Annotated in this window: 11 protein-coding genes and 1 pseudogene; 4 read left to right on the top strand and 8 right to left on the bottom strand. The window is 64.6% G+C overall.

Translation table 11 applies throughout. The annotated features are described in order from the left end of the window. Positions 1-15: 15 nt before the first annotated feature. The 7 genes from PLAV_RS09500 to PLAV_RS09470 all read right to left on the bottom strand — a co-directional run bounded on the left by PLAV_RS09500 (position 16) and on the right by PLAV_RS09470 (position 7,573). The gene (locus tag PLAV_RS09500) at positions 16-201 is read right to left on the bottom strand and encodes a type II toxin-antitoxin system RelE/ParE family toxin (RefSeq protein ID WP_202943977.1); all 186 of its coding nucleotides are present in this window, start codon (positions 199-201) and stop codon (positions 16-18) included. After that, on the bottom strand, positions 202-459 hold the full coding sequence (locus PLAV_RS09495; protein ID WP_012110783.1) for a type II toxin-antitoxin system RelB/DinJ family antitoxin: 258 nt from the start codon (positions 457-459) through the stop codon (positions 202-204). A 155-nt stretch (positions 460-614) separates the two neighbouring features. Beyond that, on the bottom strand, positions 615-1,709 hold the full coding sequence (locus PLAV_RS09490) for an acyl-CoA dehydrogenase family protein (protein ID WP_012110782.1): 1,095 nt from the start codon (positions 1,707-1,709) through the stop codon (positions 615-617). 11 nt (positions 1,710-1,720) lie between these two features. After that, positions 1,721-2,914, bottom strand: coding sequence for an acyl-CoA dehydrogenase family protein (locus PLAV_RS09485; protein WP_012110781.1), 1,194 nt, complete (start codon positions 2,912-2,914; stop codon positions 1,721-1,723). A gap of 153 nt (positions 2,915-3,067) precedes the next feature. After that, the gene (locus PLAV_RS18905) at positions 3,068-5,299 is read right to left on the bottom strand and encodes a putative bifunctional diguanylate cyclase/phosphodiesterase (RefSeq protein WP_049767751.1); all 2,232 of its coding nucleotides are present in this window, start codon (positions 5,297-5,299) and stop codon (positions 3,068-3,070) included. An 82-nt stretch (positions 5,300-5,381) separates the two neighbouring features. Continuing rightward, positions 5,382-6,188 (bottom strand): DUF1365 domain-containing protein, encoded by an 807-nt coding sequence (locus PLAV_RS09475; RefSeq protein WP_012110779.1) that lies wholly within the window; start codon positions 6,186-6,188, stop codon positions 5,382-5,384. Next, positions 6,185-7,573: an NAD(P)/FAD-dependent oxidoreductase gene (locus PLAV_RS09470; protein WP_012110778.1), complete on the bottom strand. Its 1,389-nt coding sequence runs from the start codon at positions 7,571-7,573 to the stop codon at positions 6,185-6,187. Before PLAV_RS09470 ends, PLAV_RS09475 begins: the two co-directional genes overlap by 4 nt. A 258-nt stretch (positions 7,574-7,831) precedes the next feature. Between PLAV_RS09470 and PLAV_RS09465 the strand changes: the two genes are divergently transcribed. The 3 genes and pseudogenes from PLAV_RS09465 to PLAV_RS19335 all read left to right on the top strand — a co-directional run bounded on the left by PLAV_RS09465 (position 7,832) and on the right by PLAV_RS19335 (position 9,722). Continuing rightward, positions 7,832-8,416: a sigma-70 family RNA polymerase sigma factor gene (locus tag PLAV_RS09465; protein ID WP_041535928.1), complete on the top strand. Its 585-nt coding sequence runs from the start codon at positions 7,832-7,834 to the stop codon at positions 8,414-8,416. Continuing rightward, on the top strand, positions 8,413-9,093 hold the full coding sequence (locus tag PLAV_RS09460) for a ChrR family anti-sigma-E factor (RefSeq protein WP_012110776.1): 681 nt from the start codon (positions 8,413-8,415) through the stop codon (positions 9,091-9,093). The genes PLAV_RS09465 and PLAV_RS09460 overlap by 4 nt, the downstream gene beginning before the upstream one ends. A gap of 290 nt (positions 9,094-9,383) precedes the next feature. Further along, positions 9,384-9,722 (top strand): annotated as a pseudogene (locus tag PLAV_RS19335) (endonuclease domain-containing protein). Positions 9,723-9,883: 161 nt separating this feature from the next. Here the strand turns inward: PLAV_RS19335 and PLAV_RS09455 are convergent. Continuing rightward, the gene (locus tag PLAV_RS09455) at positions 9,884-12,001 is read right to left on the bottom strand and encodes a TonB-dependent receptor (RefSeq protein ID WP_012110775.1); all 2,118 of its coding nucleotides are present in this window, start codon (positions 11,999-12,001) and stop codon (positions 9,884-9,886) included. Positions 12,002-12,145: 144 nt separating this feature from the next. On the opposite strand from PLAV_RS09455, the gene ppk2 reads away from it, so the two are divergent. Next, positions 12,146-12,937, top strand: a complete 792-nt coding sequence (gene ppk2 / locus PLAV_RS09450; protein ID WP_012110774.1) for a polyphosphate kinase 2 — start codon at positions 12,146-12,148, stop codon at positions 12,935-12,937. Positions 12,938-12,940: the final 3 nt, after the last annotated feature.

Below are 12,940 nucleotides of genomic sequence, written 5' to 3'. Positions count from 1 at the left end.
AGGAGCCAGTCGGGCTCAATGTGAGCATCCCTGAATCCGCTCCAGTTTTCCTTTGAGCGGATGGTCGCGATAGGCTGAAGGCAGAGGCTGCCGTTCGATCAGCAATGCGAGCAACCGTTTCAGCTTGCCGAGATCCTTGCCACGCTTTTCCGCTCGCTTCACGTCACGCTTGAATTGCGTCGAACGGACGGGCGACAGCATCTAAAGCCCCATATCGTCGAACAATTCCTTTGCGGACGTAAACTTCTTGCCTTTGCCTTTTTCAAGCTGCTCAATCGCCTTGGCTGTTGTTGCGTTCGGCACCTTCACATCGAAAGGCAATCGCTTCTCGTCGGCAACCCGTAGCAACAGCAGGCGAATGGCATCTGAAATCGACAGTCCCATCGCGTCGAGCGCAGCGGCGGCCTTCTTCTTGGTTCCGGAATCGATACGCGCGCGAACGACGCTGTCGGCAGCCATCTCGGCCTCCATGGATTTGTAGGCCCAACGTAGCTACAAACTCATGGAAATTCAAGCCCTCTCTTCCCACCCTCCCCCTGTGGGAGGGTCAAACGGCTGCAAGCCGTTTGGGGAGGGGTCGCTGATGTCGCCTTGTGGCATAAACCTCTCGAGGTTTAATCCGCCGCCCAGCCCTGCATCTTCGCCGCCTCGCCGCGCACCCGCTCCGGGCTCCCCAGCAACTGCCGGTCGAGACCGATCCGCTTGAACCAGTAGTGAAGCCCCACGAGATCGGTAAAGCCCATGCCGCCATGCACCTCCGTCGCGGTGCGGGCGACGAAGCGGCCCACCTCCGTCGTCAGCGATTTCGCATGTGCCGCCATCAGGCTCGACTCTTCCGGCACCTCGTCAAAGGCATGGCCCGCATACCAGATGAGCGAACGGCACGGCTCAAGCTCCGACGCCATCTCCGCGCACATATGCTTCACCGCCTGGAACGAGCCGATCACCCGGCCGAACTGCTTGCGCTCCGCTGCATAGGCCACCGCCTTGTCGATCATCGCCCAGCCCGCGCCCAGCGTGTCCGCCGCCAGCATCACGCGCCCCGCATCGATCATCCGCGTAAGCGTCGCGCCCGCATCGCCTGCCGTCAGCGCCTCCGCCTCCACCGCCTCAAACTGCAATTCCGTCAGCGAGCGCGTAAGGTCGATGCTGGTCAACGCAACCTTGGTCAGCCCCTTTGCGTCGCCCTTGACGAGATGAAGCCCGCCCGCCTTGTCCGCAACGATCAGAATGTCGGCGCCTGTCGCGTCCATCGCGAAGAGCGCGCTCCCGCTGAGCTTGCCGCCCGCCGCCGTCACGCCCGCGCCGTCGCGCGCGCCCGCCGCGCGCTCCGCCACCGCCACGCCCGCAATCGCCTCACCGCCGGCAAGCTTCGGTAGCCACGCTTCCTGCTGCGTCGCGCTTCCCGCGCCGGTAAGCGCGATGGGCGCCATTACCGCGGTCGCAACGAAAGGCACCGGCGCAATGTGCCGCCCGAGCATTTCCGCCACCAGCGCCGCGTCGAGCAGCTTCATGCCCATGCCACCGAAATCTTCCGGCACCATCATGCCGGGAACGCCAAGCTCGACAAGCGCCGTCCACACGTCGCGGGCATAATCCTCGCGCGTCTCCGCCGCCTTCCGCACCCGGTCGAGAGACGACACCTTCTCCAGTGTCCGCCCGACGCTTTCCTGAAGCAGCTTCTGGTCTTCCGACAATCCGAATTCCATGGGTCCGCTCCTTACGCTTTCACGAGCTTCGGTTCACGCGGCATGCCGAGGCCGCGTTCCGAAATGATGTTCTTCTGGATCTGCGCCGTGCCGCCGCCAATGATGAGGCCGAGATCGAACATGTAGCGATGCTGCCAGCTCCCCCGCGCGCGCAAATGCGGGCTGTCCTCGTAAAGCACGCCAAGCTCGCCCAGCGCGTCGATGGCGAGCGCCGCAAGCTGGTGGTTGATCTCGCAGCCCTGCAATTTGACGATCAGCCGCGCGATGCCGGGGTCTTCCTTCTTCGCGGAAGCCGTCAGCAGCCGCAGCCCGTGAAACTGCATGGCGAGCACACGGCTCTGCAGATGCACCAGCCGGTCGCGGTAAAGCGGATTGTCGATCAGCCGCTCCCCGCCCACCGTCTCCTCATGCATGAGGTCGATGATGTCCTTCAGCCGCGTACCCGCCTGGTTCGGATCGCCCAGCATCCCGCGTTCATGCTTCAGCGTGGCGTTGGCGACGAACCAACCCTGGCCGCGCCCCGCCACGATGTCCTTCTGCGGTACGCGCACATCGGTGAAGAACACCTCGTTGAATTCCGCGTGCCCCGTCATCGTCTTCAGCGGCCGCACCTCGATGCCGGGCGTCGTCATCGGAAAGATCAGATAGGAAATGCCTTCATGCTTCGGCTTGTCCGGCTCCGTCCGCACAAGGCAGAAAATCATGTCCGACGCATGCGCCGTCGAGGTCCATATCTTCTGCCCGTTGATAATGAAATCGTCGCCGTCTTCCGTCGCCTTCGTTTGCAGCGAGGCAAGGTCCGAGCCCGATCCAGGCTCCGAATAGCCCTGGCACCAGATCACTTCGCCCCGGAGCGTCGGCGCGATCCATTTCTTCTTCTGCTCTTCCGTACCGAGTTCCAGCAGCGTCGGCACCAGCATCGAAATGCCCTGGCTCGCCAGCCCCATCGGCAGCTTCGCCCGCGTGAACTCCTCCGCGATGATCCGCGACTTCAGGATATCCGGCTCCGCGCCATAGCCGCCATATTCCTTCGGCACCGTCCGCGCCGCATAGCCATGTTCGAGCAGCAGCCGCTGCCAGGCGAGCGATTCTTCGGACGGCCGCGATACGCCGAAGCGTTTCGGCGCCTGGTCCTTGTGCGTCTCGGTAAACTTGCGCACTTCCGCGCGAAAGGCCTCGTATTCGGGCCCATAGGCGAGATCCATCTGGCGTCTCCCGGTATCGGCGCGGGCTCGTGGGCCCTCGCTCATTATGTTTGCTGCCGGGAGTTTAGCCCACGCGGTGCCCGCGTAAAGCACCGCCCGCGTGCCAAGGCGCCCGCTGCGTCAACGAAGGAAGCTTGCTATGAGAAAAAGATGTCAGGCGGCCGAACCGCGCGAGGCGTCGTCCGCCGTCCTGTCGGCCGTCTCCGCGGAAGCCTCGATCTGCGCGATGCCCCGTCCCGCCGGCGAATTGCGCAGAAACACTTCGAACTCCGCCGCCGGCATCGGCCGCCCGGCGAAATAGCCCTGCACCTCGTCACAGCCAAGATCGCGCAGCATGTCGTACTGGTCGGCGCTTTCCACGCCCTCCGCCACCACCATCACGCCAAGCGCATGCGCAAGGTCGATGATGACCTTCGGGATCACATGCCCGTCCCGCCCGTCGGCAATATCGCTGACGAAGGTGCGGTCGATCTTCAGCCGCTTCACGGGGAAGCGTTTCAGATAGGCGAGCGATGAATAACCCGTCCCGAAATCGTCGATGCCGATGCCGAGGCCGAGGCCGCGCAGCCGCCGAAGCGTGCCGATCACCACGTCCACATCCTGCATCACCATGCTCTCGGTGACTTCGAGTTCGAGATATTGCGGCGACAGGCCCCTTCGGATCAGCGTGCTCGCGATCGTGTCGGTGAGGTCGGTCCGCTTCAGGTCCACCGCCGATACGTTCACCGCAACGCCGATCTTCGGCAACCCGAGCTCCTGCCATTCGCGGTTCTGGCGGCAGGCCTCGTCCAGCACCCATTTCGTCAGCGGCACGATAAGCCCCGTCCGCTCGGCCACGGGAATGAACTGCGCCGGCGAGATGAAGCCGCGCTCCTCGTGCCGCCAGCGGATCAGCGCCTCCGCGCCGGTCACGCGGCCGGTCGCCATGTCGATCTTCGGCTGGTAGAAAAGTTTCAGTTCATTCCGCGCCATCGCCACGCGCAGGTCGCGTTCAATCGTGTTGCGTTCGATCGCGCGCAAATGCAGTTCGTGGCGGTATAGCACGCAGGCGCCCGAGCCTTCATGCTTCGCGCGCGACAGCGCAAGGTCGGCATTCTTCACCAGCACATCGGCGTCGCGCCCGTCCTGCGGATAGAGCGTAAGGCCCACACAGGCGCCCTGCGTCAGCTCCTGTGTGCCCAGCCGGAACGGTGCGCTCACCGCCCGCACCAGCCGGCTCGCCAGCTGCAGCACATCATCCGCATTCTTGATATCCGTCACGATGACGCCGAATTCGTCGCCGCCGATGCGCGCCACCACGTCTTCGCCGCGCCGGCATCCCTTGAGAATATCCGCCGTGCGCCGCAGCACCTGGTCGCCCGCGTCATGGCCCAGCGTATCGTTGATGTCCTTGAAATTGTCGAGATTGAGGATCATCACGCCGACGACGCCTCCATGCCGCTCCGCCCGCGAGATTTCATCGCCGAGGCGCGACTTGAAGAAGCTGCGGTTGCCGAGTTCGGTCAGCCCGTCCGTCGCCGCAAGCCGCTCCAGCCGGTCTTCCCCGTCCCGCTTCGCCTGGAACGAATCCGACAGCGCCCGCGCCACGATCCCGATTTCGTCATCGGGTCCGGCGACATCCGCTTCCGCGCCGCCGCCCGCTTCCGCATAGCGCCGCAGCGCCTCGATCGGCGCCACCACCACGCGGTGGATCAGCATCGAAACCGTCAGCACCGCGAGGATCACCGAAATGGTGAGCCACATCATCCTGGTCCAGGCCTGCGCCGAAATCCGCTCCGCCAGCAGGTCCGCATCGACACGCACCACCGCCAGCGCGCTCTTGCCGAGCCGCGGCAGCTCGATGCCGATGATGAAGTCGCCTCCATGTTTTCCATATCCGGGGAGATATCGGAGCGTCCCCGCCGGAACGGCGCGGCCGATAGCCGCTTCCTTCACCGCCGCGCCGCGCAGCCCCTGGCCGAGCCATCCCGAATGCGACGACACCGCCACGCGCCCGTCTTCGCCCGCCACCGCCGCATCGCGGATCGTGACCGCGCCGGTAATGGCCGACAGCACCGGCTCCATCTCCTCGAGGCTGCCCGCCCGCCGCGCCGCCAGCGTCAGCACATCCACCGCGCCCACCGCGCGCATTTCCATCTGCGCGCGCAGCGCCTCATTGAAGTCGTAGACCGTGAGAGCCCCGCTCACCGCGATGAGCACGCCGCCGACAAGCGTCAGCAGGCTCACCACCTTGGCGCGCACCGAAACGAAATGGCTCTTGAAGCGCAATTGGAGCGCGGTTGCACAGGCGCGCGCCCATGCGCGCGGATCGCGCCGCATCGGCACGTTCTCCACGGGGCTGGTCAAGCCATCGGGCTTGTTCTCGCCTTCGCTGCTGATAGCCACTTGCACCTTCCGTCTCGCCCGCCAGGCGGCCGGTTCTCTCGGAAACTCAAGCTTTTATATTGGGAGGGAAGCTAAGATTGCGTTACGCGCACACACCCGGACCAGGCGCTTTGTCCCGAAACGGAACAATCGTAACCGGGCTGGCAGGCGCCGCCGGCCGCTCGGCGAGCTTCACGCCCTTGAGCCAGAGCCTCAGCGCCTCGAAATGGATGCCGCCGACTACTTTCAGCGTCATCAGCGGATGCCGGAGGAAGGTGAGCGCGAGCTCCCCGTCGCTGAAGGCCCGCGCCTCGCCCGCGAAGGAAGCGGTGAGCAGCGCCCCCTCCCCGTCGCTTTCGCGAATGGTCATCGTCACCCGCGCGCCCGGCCGCCGCACCTTGAAGTGATAACGCCCGCTCACCGGAATGAAAGGCGACACGTAGAATGCCTTCTCGCATTCCTGCGCAACCGTTTTCGCCGCGCCGTCTTCCACCGGAATGAGATAGCTGTGCCGGTCTCCGAACGTGTTGTTCACCTCGTAAAGCATGGCGGCAAGCCCGCCATCCTCGCGGTGGCAGAAATAAATCGTCAGCGGATTGAACACATAGCCGAGCACACGCGGAAAAGTGAGTGCGACGATCCGCGCACCGCCATCCTCGATCCCCGCCCGCGCCAGTTGCGCCTCGATCCAGGGCCGAAGCCTGCCGCCATCGCCGTGATCCGCGTCATGAAAGCCGAACAGCGAAAACCCGTTATAGGAAAAAAGCCGCGAGCTGCGGTCAAGTGCCGGCAGCTCGTCGAGATCGAGCGCCATGTAGAAAACGCTGTAGGAAAGCGCATGCACGCGCGGCCTCAGCCGGCGGTGAAAAACCCGCCCCGGATAGATCCGTGAACGGAATGCCGTCTTCATGCAACCTCTTTCAGAACCGGCGCAAGGCTGATCCGCCCTGACGGGTTCGCCACCCTCCAGGGCCGCGTCACGCCGCCCAGTTCTTCCGCCACCGCCAGCCCCGCCTGCAGCCCGTCCTCGTGAAATCCCGAACCGAAATAGGCGCCGCAAAACCATGTCCGCCGCCGCCCCTGCATCTGCCAGAGCCGCCGCTGCGCCGCAAAGGCGCCCGAGTCGAACACCGGATGATCGTAGTCGATCCGCGTCACCACGCTCTCCGGCGCCGGTTCATGCGAAGGATTGAGCGTCACGAAAAGCTGCCGCTCCGTTGGCAGCTTCTGCAGCCGGTTCATCCAGTAGCTGACGCAGACGGGCGTTCCCGCCCCGCCGCCCATATAGTTCCAGCTCGACCACACGCGGCGATTATCCGGCATGAAGCTCGTGTCGGAGTGGAGCCACGCCACATTGCGCTGATAGGGCATCGCGCCCAGCAATTCCCGCTCGTGCCCGTCCGCGTCGGTCAGCATGGCAAGCGCCTCGTCGCTATGCGATCCGATGACCACATGATCGTAGCGTTCCACGCCGTCCCTGTCGTCGACGACAAGTACGCCCCCCGCGTCGCGCGTTACCGCGCTGACGCCGGTCCCGAGCCGGATGCGGCCCTCAAGCGCGCCTGCAAGCTTCGTCACATATTCGCGCGAACCGCCCTTCACCGTCCGCCAGGCCGGCCGTCCCTTGAGCCGCATCAATCCGTGATTGTCGAAAAACCTGAGAAAGGCGAGCGCCGGAAACTGTTCCACCCGCTCGACCGGCAGCGACCAGATCGCCGCGCACATGGGCAGCAGGTGGTCGTCGCGCAGCGATGCGGAATATCCCTGCTCCCGCAGGAACTGGCCAAGCGGCTTCTCGTCGAGCCCCGTCATGGAAATGAGATCGGGCGCCGCGCGGTAAAGCTTCACGATGTCGCCGATCATCCGCCACATACGCGGGCTGACGAGGTTCAGCCGGTCGGCGAAAATCCCGTTAAGCCCCGAGCCCGAATATTCGAAACGCCGCGCGCCGCCTGTTTCCAGCGACGCCGCGAACGACATATTGCTCGCCTGCGTCTCGACATCGAGATGCGCGAACATCGCCGTCAGGTTCGGATAGTTGAGCTCATTATAGACGATGAAGCCGGTATCGACCGGCACCGGCCCCTCCGCGCATTCCGCCGCCACCGTGTTCGAATGCCCGCCCAGCCGGGCGTTCTTTTCGTAAACGGTGACGTCGTGCCGCGAGGACAGCAGCCATGCGGCCGAAAGGCCCGAAATGCCGGTGCCGATAACGGCGATGCGAAGCCGTTTGGCTCCGCCATGATGGGCGCCAGGGCCGGAAGGTCCGGCGGCGTCGGTGTCGAACGGGGCCATGAAGGTCCTCTGGAAAACGCGGAAGTTACCCGTGCCTACGCCGCCCGCGCCCCGGCGGATCACATCGCCCGCTTTTCCGGGCCGCTTTCGCATTTTCTCCGCTTTTCCCCTAGACTCGAGAAACCGCCGGTCACCGCGTGTGATCCGCCGTGGGACAGGCGGCGTATCTGCCACATGCGAACGAAACACGCAGTGCAGATCGGACCGGCTCGCGCCGGCCGCCAAATGTGGCGGCCGAACCTGAGGAAGCTAGGCCTGATGGATGAAGGAAAGGCGCCCGCAGAGGTGTCGCCGGGAGGTGCCGAAGAGATGGCCGGGCTCATCGCCGCCATCGCCCTTCATGGCGACCGCACCGCCTTTGCGCGGCTTTTCGGTCATTACGCGCCGCGCGTGAAATCCTATCTGCGGCGCCTCCGCGTCGACGAGCGGCTCGCCGAGGATCTCGCCCAGGAAGTCATGTTGACGGTCTGGCGCAAGGCTTCGCAGTTCGACGGAACCAAAGCCTCCGCCGGCACCTGGATATTCACCATCGCGCGCAACCGTTTCATCGACACGGTGCGCCGCGAGCGCCGCCCGGATTTCGATCCGTCGGATCCGATGCTGCAGCCGGAAGAAGCCCGCCCCGCCGACGAGGAAATGGCGGGCGCCGAGATCGGCCTTCGGGTCCGCGCCGCACTCGTCACCCTGCCGCCAGATCAGGCGGAAGTCGTGGAGCTGTCCTTCCTCGAAGGTCTGCCCCATTCGGCCATCGCCGAGCGGCTCGATATTCCGCTCGGCACCGTGAAGTCGAGATTGAGATTGGCGTTTGCGCGTTTGCGTCCGGCGCTGGAGGATCTGAAATGAGCGCCCATTTTCTACATCATCCTGTCCGGCACCCGCTCGGCGAGGAATGGCTGATGGCCTATGCCGCCGGCGCCTTGAGCGAAGGCCAGTCGCTGCTTGTCGCCTCGCATCTGAGCTATCTCGATGATACCGCGTCGCGTCTCGCCGTCGCCGAGGCCGCGGGCGGCGCGCTGCTCGAGGCCGTCGACCCCGCGCGCATGGCGCCGGAAGCCCTGGCGAACACGCTTGCCCGCCTCGATGAAACCCGGCAGGAAACGAAGGCCGCACCGCGCGCCAAGGATCAGACGAACGACGTCCTTCCGCCGCCGCTCCGCGCCTGGCTCGGCCGCGGCGTCGATGAGTTGAACTGGAGCCTTCTCGGCCCCGGCATGAAAAAGGTGAAGCTCTGGCGCGGCGGTCCGAACGATCAGCGCCTCTGGATGCTCCGTGCCCGTCCCGGCATCGAAATCCCGATGCATGGCCATAGCGGCACCGAACTCGTCCTCGTCCTGAAGGGCAGCCTCGAAGACGAGCACGGCATCTTCCGCGCCGGCGATGTGGAGGAAAGCAATGACGATCGCATCCACAGCCTGCGCACCGGCCCGGAAGAGGAATGCATCTGCCTCGCCGTCACCGAAGGCCCCACCCGCTTCCAGGGCTGGCTGGCCCGCGCCCTCCAGCCCCTCATCGGCCTGTAGAGTAAAAGCCCTGCGCCTCTACCCACCCTCCCCTTGGGGGAGGGTCGACAAAATTCGAGCGCAGCGAAGAATTTTTCGGGGGTGAGGGGCATCTTGCGTACGCAAGCGAAAAGGCCCGGTGGACCTTTTCGAGCACCGAACGCCCGGAGCGTCAGCGAAGGGCAGGTCGCGGCCTCGCCACAAAAACCACCTCCCTCCGTACCCGCATCTTCCTCCCAAACCCCGCCCCAAACGGCTTGCAGCCGTTTGACCCTCCCCCAAGGGGAGGGTGGCAGTGCTAGGCTAAGCTCATGGCGGATCTCCAGGCACGTCACTTGAGGCGCAGCATGACCGACGCGGAAAGGCGACTCTGGAGCCGCCTGCGTGGAAATGCGCTCGGCTTCCATTTCAGACGCTAGCACCGTATCGGCACCTACATAGTCGATTTCATCTGCCTCGACCGAAAACTGATCGTCGAGGTCGACGGCGGCCAACATAATTTCAAGGCAGGCATCGAGGCCGATACGCGCCGAACGAAATGGCTGAATGACGAGGGCTACGAAGTCTTGCGCTTCTGGAACAATGATGTCCTCGCCCGAACAAACGAGATCGTCGAAACCATCTGGCACGAATTGAGAAAGCCGGGCTGACCCAAAGCCTCCCCTTCCTTCCCACCCTCCCCTTGGGGGAGGGTCGACAAAATTCGAGCAACGCGAAGAATTTTTCGGGGCGGGGTCGCGGCGCAAACCGCAACGAGCCACCCCTCATGTGGCAAGTCGCGGCGCCCGCCGAAGCGAACGCCGCCATCGCCTCAGAACCGCGCCGTCACCACCAGCCGCACATTACGTCCCGGCTGCAGCACGTCGTTCTTCTTGAACGACACATGGTTGCGGATGTCCTCATCCAGCAGGTTCTCGCCCACCAGCGCGAATTCCAGCGCCGCGTTTCCGCCCATGACGGACGGCACGAGATAGCGGATTTCGCCCTTGAGGTTCGTATAGCTTCCCGTCTCCGTCTCATTCGCCGAAATCCGGTCCTGCTCGAACGCATGCAGGAAACCGAACTCGCCGGCGACGGTCTCATCCGCATAGAAGACGCCAGCGCCCGCGCGCATCGGCGGAATGCGCGGCACGTCGCCGCCCGCGTCAAGCTCCGCGCGTACCATGTCGAACTGGCCGCTGAGCCCGGCCCTCGCCGTGCCCCACCGTGCAAGCGTCACGCGGCCCGCCGCTTCCAGTCCGCGGAAGGTCGCGTCCTCCTGCGTGAACAGCACCTGGTCGAGTTCCGTGCCCACACCGCAGGAAGCGAAGTCATCGTCGCAGGTGATGCCGGTCAGCCGCTTGTATATGAAGTCGCTGAACTTCGTGTGAAACACCGCCGCCTCGAACGAATAATCATCGCCCACGCGCTTGGCCGTCAGCTCGAAGGTCTGCGCGGTCTCCTTGTCGAGTGTCGGATCGCCGATCTCGAAAGTCTCCGTCGCTTCATGAGGCCCCTTGGAATAAAGCTCCAGCGCATCCGGCGCCCGCTCCACGCGCTGCGCATTGAGGCCGAACACCCAGCCATTGCCCGCATTCGCCACCAGCCCCGCCGCGAAGCTGAGCGGCGTGAAGCTCCGCTCGCTGTCGAATTCGAGCGCCGTCACCGTGTCAAGCGCCGTGCCCGTCACATTCACATGTTCGGCGCGGCCCGATGCCTGCAGCTTGAACCATTCGCCCGCAAGCGGCATCTCCTCGAAGATGAAACCGGCAATGGCGTCCGTATCCGAAGGCGCGATCAGCTCGCCGCCTTCGCCCGCCGCTTCAAGCTGGCGCCCGCGCGCATGAATGCCGATGGCCCCGGTGAACGGCCCAACCGCGCGATGCGACAGCTCGCCGCGCGCTTCCCATTCCTCATTGTCGAAGCGTGAGCCCGTCGCGCCTGCGCTGTCGATCTCGCCATGCGTATAATCGCTGTAGCCGCCGGTCAGCGCGAGCTTGCTGAACGGCCCGCCATTGAAATCGAGTTCGCTCGCGACCTGCAGCTTCGCCTGCCACATGTCGATATGGATCGGGTCGAGCGGGTCGCCCGCCGGTATACCGTAATTGCTGTCGTAATAGCTGACGGCCGCGCCCGCATATCCGCTGAACGCGTCCGCGTCGAGAAGAACGGAGGCGCCGCCCGCGATGCCGGAGGTTTCCGTCCATGTATTCGTCTGCCGGTCGAACGCGCCGGGAATGCGGTAATCGTCCGTCTTGCGCGCAAAGCTGTCGAGATGGAACACGACATTTCCCTCGCCCGCATTCATCTCGCCGTAAATGCGCCGTCCGTCATTCACCGTGTCGTAGGAAACCGACGCCTCGCCCTCGAAGCCATCCTTCGGCAGCTCGGTCGGAATGCGGTTGTTGATGATGTTGACGACGCCGCCGATCGCCTCGCTGCCATAGCGCAGCGTTGCCGGCCCGCGCACCACTTCCACGCGCTCCGCCGAAAGCGGATCGATCGGCACGCCGTGATCCTCGCTCACCGCCGACACATCGCCCGCGCCGAGGCCGTTTTCCTGCACGCGCACCCGCGTATTGTCGAGGCCGCGAATGATCGGCCGGCTGGCGCCCGCCGCAAACGAGCTTTCGGTAATGCCGGGCTTGTCCTTCAGCAGCGCGCCGATGGTCGCGGCGGGCGAGGACAGCACCTCGTCCCGCGAAACCACCGTCACCGGCGTAGCGAGTTCATCGAGCGGCGTGGCCAGCGGCGATGCCGTCACGAAAACCGGGGCGAGTTCCACGGCCTCTTCTTCGGCCGCCGCCTGCGCCGCCTCTTCCTGGGCCGCCTCTTCTTGCGCTATGGCGGGCAGCGCGCACAGCGCGGCCATCGAAACGCCCCCCATCAATGTGCCGATGAAAAGCCCGCGCCGCGTCTGCGCCGCCATACCGAAAACCCGCGATCCCATGAACCCGCCCCTATTAAATGTTACGTTATAACATACCTCTCAATAGCCGCATCTTCCCCGCCGATCAAGCCCGCACCGCCAAATTCGTCTAGGCTTGCCCTCGGGGGGCAGGACCGGAAACCGCTAACCCGTGAAAGGCGCGTCATGGCAAAGTCGAAGCCCAAATCGAGGGAATCCATATCCGGCAAGCGTTACCGCGAGGAGCTTTACGAGCTGCAGGTCGAGCTGGTGAAGCTCCAGCGCGAGATCATCGCCAACGGCCTCAAGGTGCTGGTCCTCTTTGAAGGCCGCGACGGCGCCGGCAAGGATGGCGTCATCAAGCGCATCACAGCCCATCTGAGCCCGCGCGAAACCCGCATCGTCGCGCTGGGCAAGCCGTCGGACCGGCAACAGACCGAATGGTACTTCCAGCGTTACACCGAGCATCTCCCCGCCGCGCAGGAACTCGTGCTCTTCAACCGGAGCTGGTACAACCGCGCCGGCGTCGAGCGCGTGATGGGGTTCTGCACGGATGACGAGTATGAACGCTTCATGCATTCGGTGCCGATGTATGAAGACATGCTGATCGGATCGGGCATCGTGCTGGTGAAATATTATCTCGACATCTCGAAGCCCGAGCAGAAGGCGCGCCTCGCCGCCCGCGCCCGCGATCCGCTGAAACAGTGGAAGGTTTCGCCGATCGACCATGTGGCGCTGAAGCATTGGCGCGATTACAGCCGTGCCCGCGACGAAATGCTCGCCCGCACCCACAGCCTCCGCGCGCCCTGGAACATCGTTTGCGCCGGCGACAAGAAGATCGCCCGCCTCAATGTCATCCGCGATCTCCTGACGCGCATCGACTACCCCGGCAAGCGCGTGGAGATCGTCGCGCCGGACCGCGCCATCGTCACGCCCTTCGAACCCAGCCTGCTGAAATCGGGCGTCATCGCGCCATGAAGG

Origin of the sequence: Parvibaculum lavamentivorans DS-1 (assembly GCF_000017565.1) — a bacterium.
Classification (GTDB): Bacteria; Pseudomonadota; Alphaproteobacteria; order Parvibaculales; family Parvibaculaceae; genus Parvibaculum; species Parvibaculum lavamentivorans.
Note: the sequence above shows the minus strand (reverse complement) of the source record. Positions and strands in the feature narration are given on the sequence as shown.